This window comes from Klebsiella spallanzanii (assembly GCF_902158555.1).
GTDB lineage: Bacteria > Pseudomonadota > Gammaproteobacteria > Enterobacterales > Enterobacteriaceae > Klebsiella > Klebsiella spallanzanii.
This window is the reverse complement of the sequence record NZ_CABGGS010000047.1, coordinates 267,191-292,639: the sequence shown is the minus strand read 5'-3', so window position 1 is coordinate 292,639 and position 25,449 is coordinate 267,191. Positions and strand designations below refer to the sequence as shown.

At 51.2% G+C, this 25,449-nt stretch carries 29 protein-coding genes; 15 read left to right on the top strand and 14 right to left on the bottom strand.

All coding sequences use genetic code 11. The features are described from left to right. Positions 1-56: 56 nt before the first annotated feature. Positions 57-1,241, bottom strand: a complete 1,185-nt coding sequence (locus FN082_RS29735) for an HD-GYP domain-containing protein (protein WP_142982887.1) — start codon at positions 1,239-1,241, stop codon at positions 57-59. Between the two features lie 305 nt (positions 1,242-1,546). Between FN082_RS29735 and fraE the strand changes: the two genes are divergently transcribed. Then, positions 1,547-2,590, top strand: coding sequence for a fructose-asparagine asparaginase (fraE, locus tag FN082_RS29725; protein WP_142982886.1), 1,044 nt, complete (start codon positions 1,547-1,549; stop codon positions 2,588-2,590). 39 nt (positions 2,591-2,629) lie between these two features. On the opposite strand, the gene fecE is transcribed toward fraE, so the two are convergent. The 7 genes from fecE to fecI form a co-directional block, all read right to left on the bottom strand. After that, a complete protein-coding gene (gene fecE, locus FN082_RS29720; RefSeq protein ID WP_142461439.1) occupies positions 2,630-3,397 on the bottom strand; it encodes a Fe(3+) dicitrate ABC transporter ATP-binding protein FecE in 768 nt (255 codons plus the stop codon). After that, positions 3,398-4,354 carry a Fe(3+) dicitrate ABC transporter permease subunit FecD gene (gene fecD / locus FN082_RS29715; protein WP_139537877.1) on the bottom strand — a complete coding sequence of 319 codons (957 nt, stop codon included), beginning with the start codon at positions 4,352-4,354 and terminating at the stop codon, positions 3,398-3,400. It lies immediately after the preceding gene. Next, positions 4,351-5,349: an iron-dicitrate ABC transporter permease FecC gene (gene fecC, locus FN082_RS29710; protein WP_142982885.1), complete on the bottom strand. Its 999-nt coding sequence runs from the start codon at positions 5,347-5,349 to the stop codon at positions 4,351-4,353. The genes fecD and fecC overlap by 4 nt, the downstream gene beginning before the upstream one ends. Then, positions 5,346-6,248 (bottom strand): Fe(3+) dicitrate ABC transporter substrate-binding protein FecB, encoded by a 903-nt coding sequence (locus tag FN082_RS29705; RefSeq protein WP_142982884.1) that lies wholly within the window; start codon positions 6,246-6,248, stop codon positions 5,346-5,348. Before FN082_RS29705 ends, fecC begins: the two co-directional genes overlap by 4 nt. A 58-nt stretch (positions 6,249-6,306) precedes the next feature. Beyond that, positions 6,307-8,637, bottom strand: coding sequence for a TonB-dependent Fe(3+) dicitrate receptor FecA (gene fecA / locus FN082_RS29700; RefSeq protein WP_142982883.1), 2,331 nt, complete (start codon positions 8,635-8,637; stop codon positions 6,307-6,309). 98 nt (positions 8,638-8,735) lie between these two features. Next, positions 8,736-9,683: a ferric citrate uptake sigma factor regulator FecR gene (gene fecR / locus FN082_RS29695; protein ID WP_142982882.1), complete on the bottom strand. Its 948-nt coding sequence runs from the start codon at positions 9,681-9,683 to the stop codon at positions 8,736-8,738. Beyond that, positions 9,680-10,201, bottom strand: a complete 522-nt coding sequence (gene fecI, locus FN082_RS29690; protein ID WP_142982881.1) for a ferric citrate uptake sigma factor FecI — start codon at positions 10,199-10,201, stop codon at positions 9,680-9,682. The genes fecR and fecI overlap by 4 nt, the downstream gene beginning before the upstream one ends. 264 nt (positions 10,202-10,465) lie before the next feature. On the opposite strand from fecI, the gene FN082_RS29685 reads away from it, so the two are divergent. From FN082_RS29685 to FN082_RS29670, 4 genes are all read left to right on the top strand, one after another. Further along, positions 10,466-11,254, top strand: coding sequence for a class I SAM-dependent methyltransferase (locus tag FN082_RS29685; RefSeq protein WP_142982902.1), 789 nt, complete (start codon positions 10,466-10,468; stop codon positions 11,252-11,254). A gap of 525 nt (positions 11,255-11,779) precedes the next feature. Further along, positions 11,780-12,694: a kdo(2)-lipid IV(A) palmitoleoyltransferase gene (lpxP, locus tag FN082_RS29680; protein ID WP_139537883.1), complete on the top strand. Its 915-nt coding sequence runs from the start codon at positions 11,780-11,782 to the stop codon at positions 12,692-12,694. A 90-nt stretch (positions 12,695-12,784) separates the two neighbouring features. Then, positions 12,785-13,423, top strand: a complete 639-nt coding sequence (leuE, locus tag FN082_RS29675) for a leucine efflux protein LeuE (protein WP_142461448.1) — start codon at positions 12,785-12,787, stop codon at positions 13,421-13,423. 127 nt (positions 13,424-13,550) lie between these two features. After that, positions 13,551-13,814, top strand: coding sequence for a DUF2534 family protein (locus FN082_RS29670; RefSeq protein ID WP_139537885.1), 264 nt, complete (start codon positions 13,551-13,553; stop codon positions 13,812-13,814). 55 nt (positions 13,815-13,869) lie between these two features. On the opposite strand, the gene yoaJ is transcribed toward FN082_RS29670, so the two are convergent. The 5 genes from yoaJ to FN082_RS29645 form a co-directional block, all read right to left on the bottom strand. After that, on the bottom strand, positions 13,870-13,944 hold the full coding sequence (gene yoaJ, locus FN082_RS30530) for a protein YoaJ (protein WP_139538230.1): 75 nt from the start codon (positions 13,942-13,944) through the stop codon (positions 13,870-13,872). Next, positions 13,944-14,045 carry a YoaK family small membrane protein gene (locus tag FN082_RS29660; RefSeq protein ID WP_142461450.1) on the bottom strand — a complete coding sequence of 34 codons (102 nt, stop codon included), beginning with the start codon at positions 14,043-14,045 and terminating at the stop codon, positions 13,944-13,946. Before FN082_RS29660 ends, yoaJ begins: the two co-directional genes overlap by 1 nt. A 57-nt stretch (positions 14,046-14,102) precedes the next feature. Further along, complete coding sequence (locus tag FN082_RS29655; protein WP_142982880.1) at positions 14,103-15,116, bottom strand: sensor domain-containing diguanylate cyclase; 1,014 nt, start codon at positions 15,114-15,116, stop codon at positions 14,103-14,105. Between the two features lie 265 nt (positions 15,117-15,381). Continuing rightward, entirely contained in the window at positions 15,382-16,365 is a 984-nt protein-coding gene (locus FN082_RS29650) for a phage integrase (RefSeq protein ID WP_048261627.1), read from the bottom strand. Positions 16,366-16,480: 115 nt separating this feature from the next. Then, positions 16,481-16,780 (bottom strand): helix-turn-helix domain-containing protein, encoded by a 300-nt coding sequence (locus FN082_RS29645; protein ID WP_004213095.1) that lies wholly within the window; start codon positions 16,778-16,780, stop codon positions 16,481-16,483. A 120-nt stretch (positions 16,781-16,900) separates the two neighbouring features. Between FN082_RS29645 and FN082_RS29640 the strand changes: the two genes are divergently transcribed. From FN082_RS29640 to FN082_RS29595, 10 genes are all read left to right on the top strand, one after another. Further along, complete coding sequence (locus FN082_RS29640; protein WP_020806130.1) at positions 16,901-17,179, top strand: regulatory phage cox family protein; 279 nt, start codon at positions 16,901-16,903, stop codon at positions 17,177-17,179. A 20-nt stretch (positions 17,180-17,199) separates the two neighbouring features. Beyond that, positions 17,200-17,418 (top strand): hypothetical protein, encoded by a 219-nt coding sequence (locus FN082_RS29635; RefSeq protein ID WP_024359506.1) that lies wholly within the window; start codon positions 17,200-17,202, stop codon positions 17,416-17,418. Between the two features lie 16 nt (positions 17,419-17,434). Then, a complete protein-coding gene (locus FN082_RS29630; RefSeq protein WP_004131517.1) occupies positions 17,435-17,812 on the top strand; it encodes a hypothetical protein in 378 nt (125 codons plus the stop codon). A 15-nt stretch (positions 17,813-17,827) separates the two neighbouring features. Continuing rightward, on the top strand, positions 17,828-18,100 hold the full coding sequence (locus FN082_RS29625; protein ID WP_142982879.1) for a hypothetical protein: 273 nt from the start codon (positions 17,828-17,830) through the stop codon (positions 18,098-18,100). Positions 18,101-18,168: 68 nt separating this feature from the next. Next, positions 18,169-18,393 carry a hypothetical protein gene (locus FN082_RS29620; protein WP_142982878.1) on the top strand — a complete coding sequence of 75 codons (225 nt, stop codon included), beginning with the start codon at positions 18,169-18,171 and terminating at the stop codon, positions 18,391-18,393. Positions 18,394-18,401: 8 nt separating this feature from the next. Beyond that, on the top strand, positions 18,402-18,956 hold the full coding sequence (locus FN082_RS29615; RefSeq protein WP_235892165.1) for a 3'-5' exonuclease: 555 nt from the start codon (positions 18,402-18,404) through the stop codon (positions 18,954-18,956). A gap of 8 nt (positions 18,957-18,964) precedes the next feature. After that, positions 18,965-19,192 (top strand): ParE family toxin-like protein, encoded by a 228-nt coding sequence (locus tag FN082_RS30575; RefSeq protein WP_004131528.1) that lies wholly within the window; start codon positions 18,965-18,967, stop codon positions 19,190-19,192. Next, positions 19,189-20,124 (top strand): DNA adenine methylase, encoded by a 936-nt coding sequence (locus FN082_RS29605; protein ID WP_142982876.1) that lies wholly within the window; start codon positions 19,189-19,191, stop codon positions 20,122-20,124. Before FN082_RS30575 ends, FN082_RS29605 begins: the two co-directional genes overlap by 4 nt. A 37-nt stretch (positions 20,125-20,161) precedes the next feature. After that, positions 20,162-22,675, top strand: coding sequence for a replication endonuclease (locus FN082_RS29600; RefSeq protein ID WP_142982875.1), 2,514 nt, complete (start codon positions 20,162-20,164; stop codon positions 22,673-22,675). Between the two features lie 90 nt (positions 22,676-22,765). After that, on the top strand, positions 22,766-23,965 hold the full coding sequence (locus tag FN082_RS29595; protein ID WP_123551254.1) for a type II restriction endonuclease: 1,200 nt from the start codon (positions 22,766-22,768) through the stop codon (positions 23,963-23,965). A gap of 37 nt (positions 23,966-24,002) precedes the next feature. On the opposite strand, the gene FN082_RS29590 is transcribed toward FN082_RS29595, so the two are convergent. After that, entirely contained in the window at positions 24,003-25,433 is a 1,431-nt protein-coding gene (locus FN082_RS29590) for a DNA cytosine methyltransferase (RefSeq protein WP_123551255.1), read from the bottom strand. Positions 25,434-25,449: the final 16 nt, after the last annotated feature.

Sequence of the window (25,449 nt, the reverse complement as noted above, 5' to 3'; positions counted from 1 at the left end):
TAGGGTATATTTTTATTTATGACTGCACCCTTGGTTTACCCGTACAGGCCCGACTCTCAAGAGTGCAGTGTGTTAGTAATCATAGCGTGGAGCGCTTTGGCATGCTGATGCAAAACGCGATACACGTCTTTATCTAACGCGCCATTTATCACATCAGTCTCTATCAGCTGTAACGCCTGCTGGCGGCTCATGCCGTGGCGGTAGGGTCGGTCTTCGGTAAGGGCGGTAAAAATATCAGCGATAGCGATAATTCGGTCCTCCAGCTGCAGATAATCCTGATTAAGGTGAAGGGGATAACCGCTGCCGTCCAGTTTTTCATGATGGTTTGCCGCCCAGTTGATTATTTCGCCGAGCTCACTAAAGGCGCTAAGGATTTCGCCGGTCATATAGCTATGTTCGCGAACCTGAAGCAGCTCTTCGGCATTTAGCTCACCCTGTTTCTCGAGTATTTTCAGCGGAATGTACACTTTACCGATATCGTGCAAATAACCAGCAATCTCAATCTTCTTACACTCAGGCTCCGGCAGATTCATCCTGGCGGCAAGGGTTCGCGATATTTTACCGACCATCAGGCTATGGCTGGCGGTAAAGCTACTATAGGTATCGACAATTTTGGCAATTAATAAGCAGATGTCTTTCAGACCGTCGATATTGATATAAACGTCGTTTATTGGGCCGATAATCTCCAGCATCCGCTGAATATGCCCGGGGTTAAGATGCAGCCAAAAATGCTCCTTTTTCGCGAGCTGGCATAAGGTCTGGCACAGCGGCGGGTCGATCTCCTGATATAGCGCGCGGAATTGATTAATCATATCGCTTTGATACGTCGGTGCGCTCTTGTCGCCAGAAAGCAGCCGTTCAAAAACGTCGGCAAAATAAACAATATGCTGTTCGAGGCTGCCTCTGTGGCTCGGGCTAAAATGGTGGTCGCGGATAATCGGCAGAATAGGGGCCAGAGTGGCTAACCCATCTAGCATTTCGGCTCCCCGATGCTGATGCGGGTCGTCGAGATTATCTATCGCGTTGAGTGAAGCGATAACCCTTTTGTCGCCCAGCACGCCGATGTCGTGCAGCAGAGCGGCGCAAAAAATGGTCTGCTGTTGCTGACGAGACAAACCGACCGCGAGCGCAAGCTCCAGCGCGATCAGCGCCGTTCTTTGCATATGAAGATGTAATTCAGGGTTAATAATTTGTATGACGCGGGTGGTAAGCATCAATGCCGATTTTAAGGCAATACGCATCGTTTTTCTCCATCGCGTTACCCGTATCGTTTTGGTCCATTTCGCTCATCACAATGCCGATTATGTAACCATCACGCGCTTTATGCCTGTATTACAGAATTTGTTGAATAAGTTGATTCTGATTCTAAATTTTATGGTGCCCATTTTTAGCGCGTCTCTGCACCAAGGTGGCGCCAGGGGTGAATAAAAAATCCTTTTTTGTCTGATAGTTAATCATTTTGATGTTTAAAAGAAAATAAATCCTGGCAAGCTGTTTGCATTAACTCTGCGCGAGTTTGATTAATATCTATTTGGGATGAGTGATTATGAATTTTAGAGCATTACTGGCCATTGCGTTACTGACAGTGAGTACTTTTGCATTGAGTGAGACGCGACTGCCGCACATTGTGATCCTGGCGACCGGAGGAACCATTGCCGGTTCGGCGGCCAGCAACACCCAGACGACCGGGTATAAAGCCGGCGCGATTGGCGTACAGACGCTGATTAATGCCGTGCCTGAGATGAGCAAAGTCGCGCGCGTTGACGGTGAGCAGGTAGCCAATATTGGCAGCGAAAATATGACCAGCGATATTATTCTCAAGTTGTCAAAACGCGTTAATGAGCTGCTGTCCCGCGATGACGTAGACGGCGTCGTGATTACTCACGGAACCGACACGCTGGATGAAACGCCTTATTTCCTCAACCTGACGGTAAAAAGCAATAAGCCGGTGGTCTTCACTGCGGCAATGCGCCCGGCGACAGCCATCAGCGCCGATGGTCCAATGAACCTGCTGGAGGCGGTGACCGTGGCGGCTGACCCACAAGCGAAAGGTCGCGGCGTGATGGTAGTCCTCAATGACCGTATCGGCGCTGCGCGTTTCGTGACCAAAACTAATGCGACGACGCTGGATACCTTCAAGGCGCCGGAAGAGGGCTACCTTGGTGTTATCGTCAGCGGCAAGCCGCAGTTTGAAACCCGGGTGGATAAAATTCACACCGTGCGTTCTGTTTTTGACGTGCGTAACCTTAAGGCACTGCCAGAAGTGGTCATTATTTATGGCTATCAGGACGATCCGGAATATATGTATGACGCGGCGATTGCGCACCATGCCGACGGCATTATCTATGCGGGTACCGGAGCGGGCTCTGTTTCCGTACGTAGCGCGGCAGGGATCGAAAAAGCGGAAAAAGCCGGTATCGTGGTGGTTCGCGCCTCGCGTACCGGTAGCGGCGTGGTACCTATTGATGATGGCCAGCCGGGGCTGGTATCCGATTCGCTCAATCCGGCTAAAGCGCGCATTCTGCTGATGACGGCGCTGACGCAAACTAAAAATCCTCAGGTGATTCAGCAATATTTCCACACCTACTGATTATCCTCAGGTATGGCGCGTTCTGCGCCATACCTCGTATTATTTCACCACGCACATCGGGCGCTGCGATATCGGCTCCGGATGAATCTCTGCCTCCAGACTGAAGACCTCGCGCAACATTTCTGGCGTCAGCACCGTTTCCGCTGGGCCCTGAGCCTGCACCTGGCCCCCGGCAAGTACCACCAAATGATCGCAGTAGCGGCTGGCCTGATTAAGATCGTGCAGCACAGTGACCACGGTTTTTCCCATTAGCTGTAGCTCGCGCATCAGCTTCATTAACTCCACCTGGTGATTGATATCCAGCCAGGTTGTTGGCTCATCAAGCAGTACCAGTGGCGTATCCTGAGCCAGCAAGAGCGCCAGAAATGCCCGCTGCCGCTGGCCGCCGGAAAGGGTGCTTAGCGGTTGTTCAGCCAGCGCGGCGATGCCTGTTCGTTCAAGCGTGCGCTCAACGCGCGCTCTGTCCTGTGCCGAAAGCCGCCCCCACATTGGCAACCACGGGCTGCGGCCGTAGCCGACAAGCTCGCGCACGGTCACGCCTTCCGGTACGTGATGTTGTTGCGGAAGGAGCGCCAGCCGCCGCGCCAGTTGACGGGTCGAGATACCGTTTAAGATCTGATTACCGAGCCAAATCTCCCCAGCGTCCGGCGTCAGAAGGCGAGAAAAGCACTTCAGCAGAGTGGATTTACCGCAGCCGTTCGGCCCCAACAGCGCGGTGATTTTCCCGCCAGGTAGCGTCAGGTTGAGATCGTTGATAATGCGCTTGCCGTCATAGCCAGCGGTCAGGTTTTCCGTTCGCAGTTCCATTTAACGCATTCTCACAAGTAGCCAGATGAACCAGGGCGCGCCAATAATCGCCGTTAACACGCCTGCCGGGAGCTCCAGCGGCGGATGGAGAGTTCTTGCCAATAAATCGGCCAGTAGCAGAACCAGCCCGCCCGCCAGGGCTGAAATGGGTAATAAATAGCGATGGCGACCGCCAAACAGGCGGCGTACAAGATGCGGCACGACGAGGCTGATAAAAGCGATAGGGCCGCAGACCGCGACGCTGACCGAGGCGAGAGCGACTGCCAGAGTGAGGCCGTAGCCGTTAAGCCAGCGCGTGTTGACGCCGAGCGTTCCGGCGCGGTCGCTGCCTAAGGCCAGCAGGTCGAGATCGCGGCTGAGAGTAAAGCTCAGGGGCAGCAAAATCGCGAGCAGGGGCAGGGCGATGATGACAAATGAGCTATCTCTGGCCCACAGACTACCGGTTAGCCACAGCAGCGCGTTATTGATTTCCTGAGGACGCGACAGTAACAGGTAATCGGTCACGCTGGCCCAGCAGGCCGACAGCGCCACGCCGGTCAGCGCCAGGCGCATTGGGCGGGAAAAACCGGCAAGGGCAATCAGGATGACCATCGCCGCCATCCCGCCGATAAAGGCCAGTAGCGGCAACCACAGCGGGGACAGGGACGGCATAAACCACAATGCGCTTACCGACGCCAGGCTCGCCGCGTGGTTAATGCCCAGAATATCCGGCGAGGCCAGCGGATTGCGCACAATTCCCTGAACCAGCACGCCGGAAACCGCCAGCGCAGCGCCAATAATTAATGCCAGTATTATGCGCGGCAGGCGATATTGCATAAGCACGTAGTGATGCTCGCTGCCCGAAGCCCATCCGTCGAGCAGCGCCCGCCACGGTAGCGGAACCGCACCCATCCGCAGAGAAAACGCGGTTAATAGCGCCAGCGCAAGCAACAAAAAAAGGGTGCTGCGTAGTCTCATCCGCGCCTCCTGACCAGCCAGACGAAACAGGGCGCGCCGACCAGCGCCAGCACCGCGCCCGCCGGCAGTTCACCCGGCCCAGCCAGCGCTCTGGCGAGAATATCCGCCAGCAGCATAAATAACGCGCCCATGACGGCGCTCATGGGCAGTAGTGCGCGATGATCGTGACCCACCCAAAGCCGTGCCAGATGCGGGATCAGCAGGCCAATAAAAGCCACCGGACCGGCGACGCTGACGCAGGCGCCGGTAAGTAGCAAAACGGCAGCGTTAATCAGCAGGCGCAGGCGAGGCAAATTCACGCCCAGTGAATGGGCGGCGGTATCGCTGACGTTCAGCAAATTAAGCGCATTGGTCAGCAGAAATACGCCGGGAACAATGAGCGCGGTAAAAGGGAAAAGCTGCCAGAACTCGGCCCAGCGTACGTGGGAAACGCCGCCCGCAAGCCAGGTGAGAATGCCGTAAGCGTGATCTTCTGCCAGCAGCAGGGTTATGCGAGTCGACGCCATACATAGCGCCGAAAGAGCGATACCGGCGAGAATGAGCCGATTGCGATCCAGCTCATGGCGCCAGCCGCCACCAGCGGCCATCACCAGCAGCCAGCTTATTCCCCCACCGCAGGCGGCAATCAACGCCAGTGAAAACCCGGATAACGGAGCCGGGCTGAAGGCGCTGGTCAACGCCATTGCCAGCGCCGCGCCGCTATTGATGCCCAGCAAAGAGGGAGAGGCCAGTGGGTTATGGGTGAGCGTTTGCAGCAGCGTACCCGATACCGCGAGGCTGGCGCCGAGCATCATTGCTACCAGGCTGCGGGGCAGGCGCAGATTAAGCACTAATGCCTCCGCAAGGGGAGGCGTTTTAGGGGCGGTCAACGCGTGAAGCGCGTTGAATGGCGAAATCGGGATTGCCGAATAGCAAAACAGACTCAACCAGAACAGGCCGGTGAGCGTCAGCAGCGGCAATCCCCAGATAAAAAACGAACGACGGAACGGTCTCATGGTGCGCTATCAACCGCCTGGTGGTGGACGATTTTCACCATATCGCTGGCAATACGCTCGGCGGCAAAGAGACCGCGCATCCGCGCCCAACTGTTGCTATCAACGGCCGCAATTTGCTGCTTTTGCTGAGCCTGTAGCATTGGCCATAACGAATCCTGCTGCCATTTTTTCACGATGCTTTCATTACGATAGTGGGCCACCAGCAGCCATTGCGGATTAATGGCCAGCAGTTGTTCAAGATTAATCGCCGTCATCGGTGCGCCGTTGATCGGCTGCGGAACCTTCAGGCCCAGCGCCGTCAGTACGCTGCCGGTATACGATTGCGTCGAATGAAGATTGAACTGCTGCTCGCGCGAGGTACCAAATAGCACGCTGGCACCCGCTGGTAGCTGGCGGGCAAACGCCGCCATGCTTTGCCGATGCTGCGCAAGACGCTGCTGCATCTCCCCGTCCTTACCGACCACTTTGCCGATAATCGCCGCTGACTGCAGATTTTCCTCCCAGGTTTCATTGCGCGATTTCAACAGCAGCACCGGGGCAATCTGCTCAAGGGCGGTGTAGATTCCGGCATGGCGACTGCTATCGGCGATGATCAGGTCCGGATGCAGCGCGCTAATTGCCTCCAGAGAGGGCTGGGCGCGGGTACCTACTGACTGCCATGCCTTCAGGCGTGCCCGTACCTCGGACAAAATGCGCGACGGGTCGCTATCATCGGCCACGCCAATCGGGCTGACGTTGACCGCCGCCAGCGCGTCGACAAAGGAGAGCTCGAGCACCACGATGCGCTGCGGCGTTTTCTCGAGGGTAAAAGCGCCGTGTTCATCCTGAACGGTGACGGCGAACGCGGGGCCTGTCAGGAATAGCAGGCCAAAAATAAACATGCGAACAATGCTAAACATAGTCAACTCCAGCTTGCCGGACAGGGCGCTCACGCCTCTATCCGGCAGCAAACCATCATCAGAACTTCATTGACCCTTGCAGGTACAGCGTGCGCGGCTGACCGGCGTAAAGCCCTTTGTTGTTATCGTCGTATGAGCGGGTGTAATACTCATGATCGAAGATATTTTTCACCCCCAGTGCGAGATTGAGATTCGCCATCTGTGGGCCAAAGTCGTAGGCCACGCGCGCGCCCCACAGCATATAGCCAGGGATACGCCCGGTGCTGCCGTCGGCGCTCTCCTCCACGGTGTTGGCGTTATCCGCAAACTGGCTGGACTGGAAGTCGCTATTGAGGTTAAACGTCCAACTGCCGGGTTTGTAATCGACGCCAAAGGTACCTTTGTGCTTCGGCGAGAAGGGAACCTGGTTACCGTAGGTATCGCCTTTTTCACGGATTTCGGCGTTGACGTACGCATAGCTGGCGTAGACAGAGAGGTTATCCAGAGCCGGGGAAAACTCGCCGAGGTTGTAACGGGTTTGTGCTTCCAGACCGCTATGACGGGTTTTACCGCGTGCGGTAACCGTGTCATTGGTCTGGTTGGAGTCGTACTGATTATTGAAGTTAATCAGGAACAGCCCCATCTCGGCGCTTAACGCGCCGTCGTCGTAGCGGGTGCCGAGTTCCCAGGTGCGTGCTTTTTCCGGTTCCACATTGCCGCTTTGCACAGCCTTGCCAATTTGGCTGTACTGTACGGTGCCGAATGAGCCTTCTGTGTTGGCATAAAGATTCCAGCTGTCGGTGAGGTGATAAAGAACATTCAGCGCCGGGAGCGGGGCGTTATAGCTGACCTGTTCGTGGGTACCTTTTATATTGTTGTCCTGATAAGACTCGATGTGCTCAAAGCGCATACCCGGCGTAATCGTCCAGTTGCCGATATCAATACGATCGTCGATATACCAGGCGTGGGCTTCGGTGCCGGAGCGGGTATCGCGATCGTACGGGCTGGCGGTGCTGGGCAGTTCGCCGCTGGTGGTTGCGGTGTAATAACGCATCTCGTGGGTCGATTCGTTTACATAGCGATAGCCAACGCCGACTTCATGGGCAGAGGGGCCAATCATAAAGCTCTGGCTATAGCGCGGTTCGATGCCGCGGACCCAGTATTCGCGCGGAGAGAGGGTAATACGCTTGCCCTGTTCCAGATAACCGCTGCGCAGGGTGTGGGTATAGAACCCCTGAATATTAAATTTATGCTGCGCGTCCGGTTGATATTGGTAGCCAAGACTGGCGAGCTGGCGGCGTCCCCAGAAGCGGTCGTAAGGGCGGGTGGATTGCCAGCGGTCGGCGTTATAGTCGGCGCGGGAGAGGCCGCCGGGCATATCGGCTTCGCCGTCGTAGTATTGCAGCAGGCTGTTAAAGGTATGCACTTCGTTGGGCGCATATTTGCTTTTCAGCATCACATCGTCGATGCGTGTCGCGCTGTGTTCGCGCCAGTCGCTGCCGCGGGTGCCGGAGTAGAGCAGGGCGGAGCCGAAACCGTTATCCGCCGTGCCGCCGATCATTAAGTTATGCGTTTCTTTCGGATTGTTTTGCGAAGAGGTAGGGCTGAGTTGCCCCTCAATGCCGCCCTCTATACCGAAATCCTGAGGAATGGCGCGGGTCACGAAGTTCACCACGCCGCCAACGCTTTGCGGCCCATAGCGCACCGCACCGGCACCGCGTACCACATCCACCGCATCCATATTGCCGAGCGAGACCGGTGCCAGCGAAAGCTGCGGCTGGCCGTAAGGCGCAAAAGGCACTGGGATGCCGTCCATCAATACCGTGGAACGGCTGGCAAGGCGCGGATTGAGGCCGCGAATACCAAAGTTCATCGCCAGATCGTGACTGCCGGTACCGGTATTTTCCGGTGCATTCACGCCGGGAATTCGGTTCAGAACTTCGCGCATGGTGGTCGCGCCGGTTTTGGCGAAATCTTCCCGGCGGATAACATCACGGGCACCTGCGTGCTCAAAGACATCGTTTTCCCGGGCATCGCCGAGCCAGTCGCCCACTACGGTTAAGGTAGATTCGCTACTGATGGGCGCGGGTTCCAGCGTCCAGACGTTATTACCCAGCGCTTTTAACTGTAATCCGCTACCGTCCAGCAGCGTGTGTAATCCCTGCTCGGTTTCAAAACTGCCGTGCAGGCCGGGGCTGAGCTTACCGCGCGTCAGGCTGGCATCGGCGGAGAGCGTGATGCCGCTGCGGGCGGCATATTGGTTAAGTACGTTGTCTAAATCCCCGGCTGCAATATCAAACTGCGTGGCGGCAAATACCGGCACGGCAGTCAACCCCACTAACGGCAGCAGACTGATACGGATTGCCATCACCAGAGGCAGCGGTTTGCGTAAAACGCGTAAAGGCGTCATGAGTTCTCCATGATCGTTTTTGGTTGTATTCACCTAATAAGTCGAACGAGCAGGGGAAAAGGGACAATGGAGAATGAGAATTTTTTTGATTTTTTTTCTCAAGCCGGAATCACGGTGATCCAATAGCGGGTGACAAACTGCAATTTTATCGGCAGGGTTTGTGCGATGACCTTAAGGATGGCGTCAGGATCCCCTAACGGGAAGGTTCCGCTGAGGCGTAAATCAGCCACGGCGGGATCGCAGCGCAGTACGCCGGAGCGATAGCGGGCTACGCTGGCGACCACCTCGCTCAGTGGGGTATTACGGAAGGTTAATATTCCTTGCGTCCAGCTATCTTCACCGCCGTTAAGTGCGACCAGGGCGGCGAAGCTATCGCGGGTGAACCACAGGCTTTCTCCGGCGTTGACTCTTTGCTTGCTGCCTGATGCTAAAACCGCCTCTACGGCATGTTGCTGTACCGCGAGCTGCGTTCCGCCAGCAAACTGGCGTACGGTAAATTCGGTGCCCAGTGCCGTCATCATGCCTTCACGCGTTTGTACCCGGAACGGTCGCTGCTGGCTGTCGTGCGCGGTCTGAATGGCGATTTCGCCATAGCGCAGATGGACGAGGCGCTGATGAGCGTCAAAACGGACATCAGCAGCGCTTTCGGTGTTAAGTGTGAGCAGCGTGCCATCGGCAAGCCGCTGCTGGCGCGGCAGGCCCTTTGCCGTGCGGTAGTCGGCGCGTAGCCCATCAGCCAGTTCGGAATCCCATAGCTGCCAGCCGCCACCGGCAACCAGCAAAAGCAGCAGCCCTTTCAGCACCTGGCGGCGAGCCAGACGGCTATCGTGCAGCGCCCGGCTGGCCAGTCCGCCGGGCAATTGCCCCATCTGCTGACGCAGGTTTTCCACCTGTTGCCAGGCCCACTGGTGATCATTGTTCTGCTCATACCACTGTTGCCAGCGGGCTTCCTGCGTTGGGCTGACGTGACCTTCGCTCAGAACGGCGTACCAGTGCGAAGCCGAACGCAACGCCTGACGACGGGAGTCGCTCAACGCCGGGTTCACAGGCCGTTCTCCAGGCGAAAAAGCAGGCAGTGCTCGGTAGCTCTCGCCATATATTTTTTGACAGAGCTGACGGATACCGACAGACGGCTGGCGATTTCGGCGTAGGTCAGGCCTTCGAGCTGCGAGAATAAAAATGCCTCCCGGGTTTTTACATTGAGCCCATCCAGCATGGCGTCAATTTGCTGTAACAGTTCAAGCTGGCTTTGCCGCAGCTCGGGCGAGGGGACCAGCTCTTCCGGTAGCTGCGAGAGCATGTCCAGCCATGCGCGCTCCAGCGCATTGCGGCGGAACAGGTCGATCATCACTCGTTTGGCAATAGTGCAAAGGAAAGACTTTGGATCGCGAATCGTTGCCAGCGGCTCGCCGCCCATAATTCGCACGAAGGTATCCTGCGCGACGTCATCGGCGTCAAAGGAAGATTGCAGTTTATGGGTAAGCCAGTTTTTCAGCCAGCCGTGATGGTCGCTATAGAGCGAGGCAAGCGTCAGCGAAGAAGCGGTGGCGGAAGGTTGGGACATGGGCAGGTTCAAAGCAATTCATCAATATTTTGCATATTAATATGAGAATGGTTCTCATTTTCAATTAAAAGCCGATCGTTACAGCGCGGCACAGAACAATAGTCACAGTAAGTAATTGTTAAATATTGAATAGATTTTTTTGACCTGGGCACTACATTTTCTGCACCTGGAGCTTAATGCAAATGAAATTCATTATCGTTATTCCCTCTATGATTTTAATGTTGTATTTATAATGCATCTTAAGGTGATGGTAAGGGGATTATGATGAACGCAAGCGAAAAAGCCGGACATACGTTTTTGGCAAGCTTGGGGAAAACGCGCTTACGCCCAGGCGGCATAGAGGCCACGGAGTGGTTGTTTCAGCAGGCAGGTTTTACTGCACAGAGCAAAGTTCTGGAAGTGGCCTGTAATATGGGTACGACCTCAATCGAGCTGGCGCAACGTTTTCGCTGCAGCGTCTACGCCATCGATATGGATAAAGACGCGCTGGCGAAAGCGCGGCAAAATATTGTCCGCGAAGGGGTGGATAATCGGGTGATAGTGATGGAGGCTAATGCCAATCGGTTGCCATTTCCCGATGGAACATTTGATGTGGTGATAAATGAAGCGATGCTCACCATGTACGCCGATAAAGCGAAAGAGAAGCTGGTGGCAGAATATTTCCGCGTTCTTAAGCCCGGCGGTTGTTTGCTGACGCACGATATTATGTATACACAGGATGCGTTGGAAGAGGGGGCGCGACTTCAACTGCAGGGGGTGGTGAAATCCAACGTAAGCCCGCTGAGCGGTGCCGCCTGGCAGGCGCTTTTTCAACGGACAGGTTTTGATTCCGTTCGTTTTCATCATGGACCGATGTCGTTGATGTCGCCGCGTGGATTGATTAAAGATGAAGGATTTAAACAGGCGGTAAAAATTGCCTGCAATGGTTTACTGAAGAGCGAGAATCGTCCGAGATTTTTATCTATGATGCGTTTCTTTCAAAGCCAGAAAAAACGCCTGAACTTTATTGCCTGCTGCTCTATTAAGGGAATGGAGGTAAAAAGTCCGAAATAACGATAGCGATATGAATAACTGTCGATAAATATTAATTATTGTCAGGGAATTAAAATAAGGTGATTCTTATTTTGGCAATAATTTATAGTCTGTCCTTTCATATCAGCGCAGCCTGTAACCAATAGAAGAATATCGTGTCCTGAGCGTTGCTTATAAGATACCCGTAAGGAGAGGCTTCCCCGGTTTCCGGTGGTCGCATACCCATCCCGACACGTTGCTGGCCGCGGTGTGCAGGGTACCGCAGCGGCAGATTGGCTTGAAAACACACTGCTGCATCATGAATGATTAGCGTGTTAATCATTCTTGTTGTGGATGTCTGTAATTATTTATTCATTTTTATTTTACATTTTGTTACAGGTGTGCTGATAATGTGTTTTTTCCTTCTGGCGTAGTTTTTTACTTGCCGGAGGGAATTTACCAGGATTATTATTGTCCGAATTGCTACACGTACCGCCTAATGACAGATGAAGGGACTCGTTTTTTCCTTAAGCGTTACCTCATGTTCTAATGTTTACAGGAAAAAACATGTCTTGCGCTTTTAATAAACGTCTTCTCCATCCCCGCAATTGGGGGACCTGGTTTGGCCTGGGCATACTCTGGCTCATCGTTCAGCTCCCTTATCCTGTTTTGCACCTTATCGGCACCAGCGCCGGTCGCGCCTCACGACGCTTTCTGAAGCGCCGGGAGCATATCGCCAGACGCAACCTCGAACTTTGCTTCCCGGATATGTCGCCAGCGGCGCGTGAAAAGCTTATCGAGCAGAACTTTATGTCACTAGGGATGGGCCTGATTGAAACGGGTATGGCATGGTTCTGGAGCGATGAGCGGGTTAAAAAATGGTTTGATGTCGAAGGCATGGTCAATCTCAACAATGCCCTGAGCGCAGGAAAAGGCGTGATGGTAGTTGGCGTCCACTTTATGTCCCTTGAACTGGGTGGTCGCACTATGGGCCTGTGTCGCCCGATGATGGCAACCTACCGTCCGCACAATAGCCCGTTAATGGAATGGGTGCAGACCCGAGGACGTTTGCGTTCGAACAAGGCGATGATTGATCGCCGTAATTTATCCGGTCTGGTCCATGCGCTGAAATCCGGAGAAGCGGTATGGTTTGCTCCTGATCAGGACTACGGCCCGAAAGGCAGCGTATTTGCCCCGTTTTTCTCAGTACAGCAAGCGGCAACGACCAACGGTACCTATGTGCTTTCTCGTTTGTCTGGTGCGAAGATGCTCACTATCAGCATGGTGCGTAAAGCAGACCGCAAGGGCTACAGCCTGCACATCAGTGACGTGATGAGCGATTATCCGGGCGAAGATAAACAGGATGCGGCCAGCTATATCAATAAGGTTATTGAGAAAGAGATCCTGCGTGCTCCGGAACAATATCTATGGGTTCATCGCCGCTTCAAGACTCGCCCGCTGGGTGAAACCTCGCTGTATTAAGACATCCGCACTCTCAGTACTTTCAAAATGGTCCCGGTTGCGTTAACGTGCGCGGGATCATATTTTTTGTTGTAAGCGAAGGAGTGCGTTGTGTTCGCTGAGTTCGGTGTTTTGAATTACCTGACCTATCTGGTTGGGGCTATCTTTATCATCCTGGTGCCTGGTCCAAATACCTTTTTTGTCCTCAAAACTGGCGTCGCTCACGGCGTTAAGAAAGGGTATCTGGCGGCGGCTGGCGTGTTTATCGGTGATGCGGTGCTGATGTTTCTGGCTTTTGCTGGTGTCGCGACGCTCATCAAGACCACGCCGGTGTTGTTCAATATCGTTCGCTATCTGGGGGCAATTTACCTGCTGTGGATGGGCGGTAAGATGCTCTATGCGGTGTTAACCCAGCGCGATGGTCATTCGTCTTCTGATTCAGAACCGGGAAGCGCGATTCTGAAACGTTCGCTGACGCTCAGCCTGACCAATCCCAAAGCGATTCTTTTTTATGTCTCATTCTTTGTGCAGTTTATCGACGTCAATGCGAAAACGCCCGGACTGGCGTTCTTTATTCTGGCGCTGACCCTGGAAGCGATTAGCTTTATCTATATGAGCTTCCTGATCCTCTCAGGCTCTTTCGTGACGCGCTACGTGAAAACGAAAAAGAAACTGGCGAAAATTGGCAACAGCCTGATTGGTCTGGTTTTTGTCGGTTTTGCTGCTCGTCTGGCGACGCTTCAGTCGTAATCGTTGGGCCGGTACGCGCGACCGGCCCGATAGTGACCGTCACTGTTTCGTAACAAAATCCCTTCAATTTTGATTGCATTGGTGTTACATATACAGCCGATTATCGCTCAGAAAAAAGGGAACCCGGATGATTCTGCAGAAACTCACCAGCAATAAAAACAGCAAGAAGTTCTTCTTGTCGATAGCAACCATATTTGCCATCGCGCTTTTCGTGGTTGGACGGGCGACCTTTGGCGGCGTGGTAAGCGAATACAATATGCCGTACTCTGAATGGACGACCTCAATGTTCTTCCTGCAAGGGGCGATGGTCACGGTTTATAGCATTGTGTTTACGCTGTTGTTTTCTATCCCGCTGGGTTTTCTCTTTTTAGGTTCCGATCGTCGGGATTAGCCTAATGCAATAAGGCGAACCGAAGTTCGCCTTATTCCGCGTTCTGCCACCCGCCTTACCACCAGCCGAATTGCGTACCAGCCACCACCACAACGGCGACGATAAGCATAATAATGGTACTTTTTTTCATTATGCCCCGCCCGGTGACGCATAGCCGCCGACAAAAAACCAACCCAGAAAAACAACGGCGACGATAAAAATAGCCACCGGAAATAAAATACCCAGTCTCATTATTGAGCCCCTGTAGGTGCGAGTCGTGCTTAATATCATACGGTATTTCACCGTACATTAGTCAATATGAAAGAATGTCTCCTGACGGCGGGACTTCTTGTCCTGATACATCGCATCGTCGGCAGCCCGTAGCGCCTGTTCGACGCCCATCTGCTGCGGGTCAGCCTCAATCACGCCAAAGCTGGCGCCGGGATAGTTAATTCGGTGTCCGGCGAGGAAATAGGTCCCCATTAGCTCTTGGCGTAAAGCTGCGATATATTCCTGCTGCTCTGCCAGTTCAAGGCCTGGACCGACAATTAAAAACTCATCGCCGCCGAGACGACCAATGACATCGCCGCTGCGTACGCTGGCATTCAGTCTTTCGCCAACCTGAATCAGAAAACTGTCGCCGCACGGATGGCCGAACCGATCGTTTATCGCTTTGAAATCATCGAGATCGATAAAAATGAGCAACACGCTGCGCTGTCGTTTACGGGCCAGCGGAAACTGCGCGGCAAGATGCTTAAACAACGAGCGGCGATTTGGCAAGCCGGTCAGCTCATCGGTGTAAGAGTGCATCTCAAGCGCGACGTTGGCGGCGCGAAGCTGCTGCACCAGCGTCTCTTTCTCAACGTAGTGGGAGATGAGTTTGGCAAACAGATTCATGACCTGCTCGCCCTCAAGGTTATAGGGCTGTCTTTCCCGGCTGGTCGCGCATAGCGTACCGAATAATGAGCCGTCGGTCAGATGCACAGGAATGCTGAAAAAGGTGGCAATACCCAAATCTTGAGCGGCGATACAGGAACGCCAGCGCTCGGCGACATCGTTGCTGAAAAGGCAATGATCGTCCAGCGCACGCTTGCACAGGGAATCGTTCCACGGGACGGAGAAACCTTCCGGGATCTGCATTTCGCTGCTGTTGTGCGCATACATAATCAGCTGTCGCTGCGCTTCGAAGTCGATACGCGTCAGGTAGGTGGATTCCATTCTGGTGACCAGCTCCAGCATCTCAAGCAGCTGCCGCACCAATGTTTCCAGAGAGTGCTCATTGGCGAGCGTTTGAGAAACGCGGGCGAGAATAAAATCGGACATGAATAATACGGCTCCCGAACGCTAATCGTGACTACCAGCAAACTATGCGAAAAACGACAATCAGCGCAGAATAAACAGAGATACACAAAATTTAACACATCTGTCGGGAGAATACCTGCATTCGCGGCGGGAAAAAAAGCCCCGTCGGGTGCGTTGGAAACACCCGGAACAAGGGGCTTTCAACGGTACAATGCGGGGTTGCGCGGCACGCAAGACCATTGAAAGCCATAACTAATTACCCATCTGTGGACATTATGTGGACGTTTCACACATCAGCGCTACCTCTCAGCGGGTTAAGCGAGATCGCGTCCTGAAGATATTCCGGTGCAAAGTGAGCGTAGGCCATAGTTTGCTCAATTCGCGCATGTCCTAAGATCCTCTGTAATGTAATTATGCTCCCCCCATTAATCATAAAATGCGTCGCGAAACTGTGGCGTAGTGCATGCGTCGCCTGGCCGGTCGGAAGATCAGGTTTTACCTCCCTGAGTATCTGCCTGAAGTCAGAATATGACGCCTTACCAAATAACAACCCTCGCTTACCATCCGCTATGAGTTTTGCCACTTCCGCTGAAACTGGAACAGTCCGCTGCTTGTTACTCTTGGTTTTAACGAACGTCACACGGTTCTGTATGATATGTTCCGCCTTGAGTCGAGCCGCTTCTCCCCAGCGAGCACCAGTGCTTAAACAGAGAACAGCTATCTTCTTGTTGTCACCATCCAGTTTAAAGAGCAAGTGCTTGATTTCGTCCTCTGTCAGATAGCCAGTTTCGGGGACTTCTTCTTTCAACTTCTTCCGCCCTCTGATCGGATGTTCACCCGAAAACAACTCGGCCTCGATAAGCGCTGTGAACATACCACTGATGCTGTTGAGATCGCGGTTAATGGTGGAAGCTTTAATGCCCAGGCTTCTTCTTGCCGCGTAATACTGACTAATCAGTGCTTTTGTAATCTGAAAAGCACAAGGATCGTCGGTAATCCTGCAAAAAATATCTAACTTGTTGCGGTTTATCCGACCGTGCTCCTCATGCTTGCCTTTCAAATTCCACCAAAGCTGTATCAGTTCAGACAGATGCCGCTTATCCGTCGGCTTTGATAACCATTCTTTGGTGTGGTGGTTGAACTGCGTGTGCTTCTCGAAAGCTACCGCTTCACTTTTCTTATCAAACTTCCTGCGGATACGCTTTCCATTGCGACCAGCAGGCCTGATGTCCACTTCATATCGACCATCATCGAGTTTCTTAATAGTCATAAGAAAACCCTCCGATGGGTGCGTTTGCCTTTAGGCCTTAACGAGTTGCAATTATGTGATGAATACTTTTCGACCAATAATAGACATTTGAAATGTATGTAAGCCTGGTTAATTGTTAACCAGTCTTTTGGTCTGAGTGCTGCGAGGTTGTTAAGTCTTGCCCAAAGTGTGCGAGTGCCGGTGCGATTTGACCGGCTTCAGGCGAAACCTGATCGGTCATAAACCACAGTGTGTATTTCACAAATCTAGGGTGTTGGAAGATTTTCATGATTGGTTCAAGGCTCGCACTTTTTGTACCAGCCTCATAGCCAGAAAGTGTGCTGTAAATTACTCCTGTTAACTCGCTGAATTGCCTACGATTAAGCCGTTCTGACTCCCTGATAAGCTTCAACTTCTCTGAAATAGGGATTGACATAAAAACCTCTTTGGGAAAATATTACGCGTATGGATAATAAGTTTTCATTTGAGTAAGTGTCTTAACGGGCAATTAAAACCCATTAAGAGCAATTAATTACCTTAAAGGAGAATGTAACAGATGAGCAAACAGCTTGTAAGTAGCACGGATGCTGTGCCTTATCAGGAGTTCGCCAGACTCATCGGGAAAACCCCTGCTGCGGTGAAGGGCATGATCGAAAAAGGTAAGCTACCTGTAATCGAGATGACCGATCCCCAGTCTACTTCTGGCCGTGCGGGCGAGTACTGGGTTTACCTTCCAGCCTGGAACAACGGCATGAAACTGGCCTACGAAAGTCGTCCAAAGGAGATCAGGGAAGGGTGGTTGATGTGGCTTGGTCTCGGTGAGCCAGGTCGATAGCCGGTTTCAGGAGAGGAAACATGAAGAACGGTAGCCGCGGATCAGTATTACAGCTCAATAGCAAAACCAGCCTCTACTGTGGTTTTACTATTCTGAAACTCCCACGCAAAAAACCGTACAACCGCCAGCGCTATCAAATTACGCACACAGGCCATTATTACGGCATTGACTTTGCTTTATCAGAAGCATGCCGAACGATTGACAGAATCATGAGTAAAAAGCGGTTTATTGCTTTTTAATCTCTGGGGGCGAAAAATGAAACTCGAATATGCAGACAAAATTAACTCGCTTTTACAATGCTTCCATTTCAATAAAGAGTTTCTGGAATGGAATCATGATTACTCTCTCCAGCTTTTACGTCATGGCGTATCCCACCTTTATCATTTCGCAATGCTTCAAGGCGAGAATGATGAATGCACCCTTGAAGAACTCCGCAACATCATTATTTCCGTCACCGATGGTGAGATCCCTAAACCATATGACCTGCTATCTCTTGGCGCTGAGCAACTGAAGAGGGCTATGACGTTTGTTCAGCCGCAAGCGGTAACCGTAGAGGTTACACCGGAGATCCTGGAACACCTGAAACTGGGAGCTAGAGCCTCCTGGCGGCTGGAGCCCCCTCGCTTTAACTGATCATCGGAGTACGCCATGTTCACCGAAGAAAAAACATCTTGGGAACAGGAAATGCTGATACGCGAGGCGATAGAAAATGCTGAGCAGGGTTTCACTGTCCACCTGAGAAATGGTGCGCGTATTACAGTCAGCTCTAACAGCCCATCAATTGATATAATTATTTACGGTCTGGAGAGAGCAATTCGCGGTAATCACGATCGCGCGCGAATGACCTTTATTGATTTCATGTATTACTGGCATGAAAGGATATTTAAGCAGATTAAAAGAAAGCCGCGCCCTAACCACTAATTAACCAGCATTAAAAACAACGGCATTCATTTTGCCGGGGATTCGTTTTGCCTTTTTTAGGAGGTTGCATGTCGGTTACGTCAATAAAGCCGGAAGGCGGAATAAGCGATCCAGAGTTTATGGGTATCAGCACCAATGCGCGCAAAGGCGAGCGCGCCCACTTACTAGGATTGCTGCGCATCCGTATGGGCCTGCTGAAAGAGCAAGACCTTACCCCCGAAGAGATTTATTCAGCACTTGAGCAGTGGATAGCCAACCACGAAACAATCACCAGCGAGGGCAGTAGACCATGAATCACGTAATGATCGATTTGATTAACGTTAGTAAGAAACCGTCATCACCTCTGTGTGCCATTGAAGCTGTGTTTTTTGAACCCTCAACAGGGCAGATCGGAAAGGTTTTTTATTCTTCGATAGACATTCGTAAATCTGAAAGCTTGAAGGGCCGTATCAGCATTAGTACGGCATTCGATTGGATGAAAAAAGACTCTCACTGGCGCGCCGAAGTAATGAGCGCAACCGAAGCTGAAGAAGATGCACTTTGCAGCCTTGCTGCTTTCATCGCCGACAACACCTGTCCCCGGAACGCGGCGTTAGTCGTATGGTTCAAAGATGCCCCGGAAAAACTGGTTTCACTTCGTTATGCCGTGGATCGCTTAGAGGTGTCAGGCATTTTACCTGATGGCACAAAATACCGCTGCATTCGTTCACTTCTCGACCTTGCTGCTGCCACAGACTATGCGCCTCATGCGAGAAGCGCACTGGCACGTTACACGCTCACTGACGCGCGATATCACGCGGAGCAAGTCTGCGAAATCTGGCAGCGCTTGACCTCTCCACACATTGGAGCGCTGTGAGGGCCGCCATGCATTCGCATCTGTCTGTTGTTTGTAACGCGCCGTTGCCGGTTTGTAAGAGGGCGCTTGCCGCCCTGAATTGCTTTGCTCGTGGACAGCGTAATTACACCCGCGTCAAGCCACACGCCTATCTCGTGATCCGCATTGGCCTCCGTTGGCGTTTGCTCAGCAAAAACGGTGGTAAGCAGTGGCGACTGATGACCCATGAAACCTATAACCAGGAATGCCGCAAATGATTAAGTCACCTCTTAAGTGGGCTGGCGGTAAAACCCGCGTGTTGCCGGAGCTGCTGAAGCACTTACCTAAAGCCGATTGCTTGATTGAGCCCTTTGTAGGCAGTGGCACAGTCTTTATGAATACGGAATACCGCCGCTATGTGCTTTGTGACAGCAATCGCGCATTGATCAATTTCTTCCTCGCGCTCAGGGAAGACCCTGAAAGATTGATACTGATCGCCAAGAACGTATTCAGAAATGGCAATAACGAAGATAGCTATTACGAAGAGCGCAAGTTGTTCAACCACCTGTCGTGGGATGACGAGTGTGCAGATGATTACGTTGTACGGTGGGCTGCATCATTTTTATACCTGAACCGCCACTGCTTTAACGGGCTTTATCGCACCAACAGGGATGGCGGTTTCAATGTTCCATTTGGCAGCTATAAGGCGCCTTATTTTCCAGAAGCAGAAATGCGCCTATTTGCCGAAAAGGCGCGGGATACTCACGCGCTCTTTCTTTGTAATGATTTTCGTACTTCCATTCCGTACGTCGCCAGGAATCGCCTGGACTCCGTGATTTACTGCGATCCACCGTACATCCCGACTAGCAAAACAGCCAATTTTACCGCTTACGGCAAGCCATTTACCCTGGATGATCACCGCGCTTTGGTTACGGCGTTGCTGGACGTTAATCGCCAGCATGGAACGCGATCGGCCATCTCGAATAGCGACACACCAGAAACACGCCAGATCTACTCCGCTTTCAATCTCCACGCCTTCAGAGTTCGACGTTCCGTTAGCGCCAAAACCCGCGATATGGCCAGTGAAGTGATTGGCGTTCTTCGCGTGTGTGGTGGTTGCGGTCGTTCTGGTGGTGGAGGTTGCCCGGACTGTGGGGCGGTGATGGGTGATGCGACATATGCCGAAATGTTTGGCGCGCCGGCTTGTTAAAGCGTTGGCTTTGCAAAATAAGATTCGAAGGTGAGTTATGCCTGACTCCACATCCCTGGCATGGAGCTGGAATGCCAGAAAGCAGCCAGTAAACCCTTATGCTGTTGATGTGCCTGCACGGAAACCCTCTGCGCTGGCCGTCTGGATTGCGCTTTATGAGCAGGATAAAAGCGATCAACGCGAGCAGGCTGAAGCAATGAGTCGTGCAGCAGAAGAGTACCTCTTTTCTGTTGCACATTGCGATCCCTGGCACTATGACGAATTGAATGATGCGCTGATTGAGAAGGCTAAGCGACATGCAGAACTCCATCGTGTTGATCCTCTTACCCTGATTCGTGATGACGTCGCCAGCTTGCCTGGTTTCCTGCGCAAGCCGCTGGAAACCAGGATTAAGTATTTGGAAAAATCAGAAGATCCGCGCCATTTGCCTACCTATCTGAATGAGGTCATCACTCCCTCATTAGTGAGAATTGACAAGGTCCGTGCTAACCAGGCGTCGCTGTCATTCCAGGCTATGGCTGGCAGGGATAGCCTTGATCAACTCCTTCGACTTGCTGAACTGAATCAGCGGGAGGTTAAGCGGCTTTCAACGCTGGTCGCAGCGCACATTGATATGATTTTTATCCAGCTTTGCGGTGAGATGCTGACCGATGAATTAGATTCTCCCATCGTAATACTGGAGCTCTATCGTCGTGTGGCGGCCGAAGTGTCACGCCTTGATGTTATCCCGCCGGGTTATGAAGCGCTCCGCAGCAAACATAATCGCCGCAACCCGATTAATTACGAGCTGATACCGGGCGCGCTTGCCCGTATGCGTTGTGCTGACTGGTGGCAACGTAAGCTGTGGCAACTCCGCAACGAATGGCGGGAAGAGTTACTTCGGGCTGCGTGCCTTGTTCATCGGCACGCATCACCTTATGTCAGCCATGACATTCTGTTGCAGAAGCGGGAACAACGCCGTAAGGCGATGGATTTTTTCCGCAACCATGATCTGATTAACGAAGATGGCGACACGCTCAGCATGGAGGATGTGGTGCTTGCAAGTGCCAGCAATCCAGCGCACCGTCGTAATGAGATGATGGCCTGTGTCAAAGGCCTGGAATTGATAGCTGAAATGCGTGGCGACTGTGCCATGTTCTATACCATCACCTGTCCTTCTAAGTACCACGCCACACTGATGAACGGGAAGCCTAACCCTACATGGGATCACTCGACAGTTAGGAAAAGCAGCGACTATCTGGTTGATACGTTTGCGGCATTCCGTAAGGCAATGCACAAAAAAGAGCTGCGCTGGTACGGCGTCCGCGTAGCCGAACCACATCACGATGGCACTGTGCACTGGCATTTATTGTGTTTTATGCGCAAAAAACATCGACGTGCAATCACGGAGCTGCTGCGTCGTTTCGCTATCCGAGAAGATCGCGCCGAACTTGGCAATAACACTGGCGCTCGTTTCAAGTCAAAGCTGATAGACCCGCGAAAAGGGACTCCGGCCAGTTATATTGCAAAGTACGTCAGTAAAAACATCGATGGGCGTGGGCTGGGTGACACCGTCAGCAAGGAGACGGGTAAATCACTACGTGATAGTGCCGAGCACGTCACTGCGTGGGCATCGTTGCACCGTGTTCAACAATTTCGTTTTTTTGGGATTCCAGGCCGCCAGGCGTACCGCGAGTTACGATTGTTCGCATCGCAGGCAACTCGTGCAATGAAAACCAGCAAACCGGGTGCTCCGGTACTTATGGATCCAAAACTGGACGCTGTGCTCGCTGCTGCTGATGTTGGCTGTTTTGCCACTTACATCATGAAGCAGGGCGGTGTACTTGTTCCCCGCAAAAATTACCTCATTCATACCGCCTACGAGCCGACAGTCGAACCAGGAACCTATGGCGATCACGGGATTCGTATTTATGGCATTTGGTCGCCCATCACCGGTAAGGAAAACAAAATATGCACGCATGTCCATACCTGGAAGATGGTGAAGAAGGCTCCCGCTAACCCAGGCGCTGAAAGCGCCGCCCAGGGCGACCCCGTCGCCCCTTGGACTCGTGGCAATAACTGTCCCTTAAATTTAAAAAAAGGGGACGGAAGGGGAGCAATTGACACCATGGGATGGGGGCAACTAGAACAGGATGAAGAGTCGGGGCCGTTAGATGTGAGCTCTCTACCAACCAAAGAAAGAAAAGCCATTCTTCGACGTCTACGAGAAGTTTGTAGGGCGAAGAATTCGCCAATGAATAATACAAAAATGAGAGATACTTCAAGTGATTGTGTTTCCTTGCGCGAGTTTGCTCTTTCAATAGGGCTTGAGCTCTGCGAGTCTCAGGCTGAGCATTTACTTCAAGGAAAGCAATTACGAATAAACGATCGCATGATTTATCACACTAGTGATGGTGCGCTAAGCAGTACAAATGTTGGTAACTATGACATAACCTTAAGAAAATTAAGGTCATTTTTGATGGTAAAAAATAGGAGCTATGCCGAGAGCATAACTAGAAATCCTGTCGCTTTTTACAAAAACATGCTTAAGACATTGAAATCCAAAGCCTAGATTATGAACTTGCACTCTTTGCTAGTAGCCGTAGCAACAAATGTGTGGAAAAATCACGTCCAGATATTAACTTCAGATTGAGGGGGCGTTATGTCTGGTTTGCAGGAATGGCTACTTGATAAGGCTGGCAGGAATTTTTACCTTTATATAAAACGTCTTTCGGCAAACGATACCGGAGCTACGGGAGGGCATCAGGTTGGTTTATATATTCCTTCTGTTATTGTTGCCGAGCTTTTTCCGTCTATAGATCATATCTTGGAAAAAAATCCTTCAGTACTGCTACACGCAACATATTCTTCACATGCATGCGCAGATAGTGAGGCTCGTGCGATATATTATAACAATAAATATTTTGGTCAAACTAGGAATGAAAAACGTATAACCCGATGGGGTCGTGGAAGTCCTCTTCAAGATCCAGAGAATACAGGCGCCTTGACTATCCTCGCATTTGAGCATGAGCCAGGAAATGACAGTAGAAGTGTTGATGTTTGGGTTTGCTCGAATCCTGACGAAGAAGATGTTCTTGAATCAGTCCTTGGCGAGGTTATACCAGGTACATTTGTTTTTGGTCCTGCAAATGAAATGCTTGGAATATTGTTATCAGTTAGCCATACAAGGCGCAGAGAATATAAAATCCCTGAAAGTTGGGTAAGTCAATTTCCTACTGGTAGTGAGATTATTCAGTACGCAGCAGACTATTATAAAATTGGAACTTCTAACCCAGATGAACAACTTTTAGAGCGACGGAGTGTTGAATTCGATCTTTTCCTAAAAGTTGAGGAAATACACGTTCTCGATATTATCCGTAAGGGTTTCGGGTCCGTTGATGAGTTTATTGCGATGGCAAATTCAGTTAGTAACAGAAGAAAATCCCGTGCCGGAAAGTCGCTTGAACTTCATCTGGAGCAGCTTTTTCTTGAGCATGGTCTTAAAAGTTTTGAAACACAATGTATAACCGAAGGGAAAAAGAAACCTGATTTTATATTCCCCTCTTCAGAAGCTTATCATAACGATAAGTTTCCCGATGAGAAACTGCGAATGCTCGCAGTTAAAACAACATGTAAAGATAGATGGCGTCAGGTTCTAAACGAGGCGAATAGAATTACCTGTATTCATCTATTCACTCTTCAAGAAGGTGTATCTCTTACTCAGTTTAAAGAGATGCAAGAGGAGGGTATTAGGTTGGTTGTGCCCTCGCCTTTACATTCTAAATATCCCGAATCAATTAGAGGTGAGTTAATAACTTTAGGAGGCTTCATTGCTGAGTTAATCGGGATTTACCAAGGCTAACCATATAATCTCCGGCGAAAATACCGGAGATTATCTGTTAACTGGCTATCTTATTTTTACGTGCTACTACAGCTTTGAGAATGTATGGCTCTGTAAGACGAGCAACGGCTTCGAAGACCGGAACAACAACAGAGTTTCCAAACTGTCTGTAGGACTGTGTATCTGATACTGGAATTCTGAAAGGTTTTTCACCGGGTTTTTCGAATCCCATTAAACGAGCGCATTCTCGTGGAGTTAATCGTCTTGGACGTCGCTCTAAATTATCCTGATTAGCAAAATCAGTCTCCCCAACAGCTTTATCCCAACCGCGATCAATTAATATCTCTGACCCATCCTTGTGGTAACGCGCTGAAAGCGTGCGAGCAACACTATCAGGATTTTTGGGGTCAACTAGACCAAAACCAAAGCCATTTCCTTTAGCTGCATGCTTTTTGGCATAGTTATAAAGGTACTCCCATAACCTTGGTGTCAGAATGTACTTGCTGTCTACGACAGGCTCTAATAACTCACCAAATGTAGGCCTTTTCTGGGGATAAAAGCGATTAATGTCCCGTAATGAAAATCCTTCGTGGATGTTAAGATCTCTTCTAAATCCGACCAAAACAATACGCTCTCGGTGCTGCGGCAGAAAATGCTTACCGTCGATAATCTTCGGATCGTCTGAACCCGATGCCATCGAATCAGCAACTTCGTATCCCAGCTCATCAAGAGTTTCCATGATAACCTTAAAAGTCTTACCTTTATCATGACTTTTCAGGTTTTTGACATTCTCGAGAACAAAAATGGCTGGCCTTTTGGACTTGATAATCCTCGCAACATCGAAGAAAAGTGTTCCTTGAGCCTCACATTCAAAACCGTGGGCGCGCCCAAGGGAGTTTTTCTTACTAACACCAGCAAGGCTGAAAGGCTGACAGGGGAAACCTGCTAGAAGCACATCGTGGTCTGGAATGTTGTTGTCGATATGCTGATAGGCTTCAACTTCAGAAACATCGCTCTTATCACTGAGGGTTATCTCGCGAATATCAAGGTTAAATCGATGCTCATGTTCATCGTTATACCAGTTAGCTTTGTAGGTTTTAACTGCTTCTTTGTTCCATTCACTGGTAAAGACACATTGCCCGCCTATAGCTTCAAAGCCCTTACGTATACCACCGATGCCAGCAAACAAATCGATAAAACGAAAAGCATAGTTAGGGTGATGTTTAGGGGGTTCTGGAAGCATCTTTTTGAGTAAAAGCTCTTCTACAGATGTTAGTGATTTGGGACTGCATTTACCGTTTACCCAGCGGTTCAGTGTTTCTCTACTCCATTCACTTTTGCCGACTTTTCTTAACAATTCTGCAACGGTTTTTTGATCGTAAATTTCCAGAACCTTAGTAATCAGTTCCTTATCTTTCTCTTGCCGCTTTTTCTCATCTTCTTCTGATTGTTGAAGAAGACCTTGCGCGATTAATTCAAATTCTGACATAGCGCCTCCATTGGGT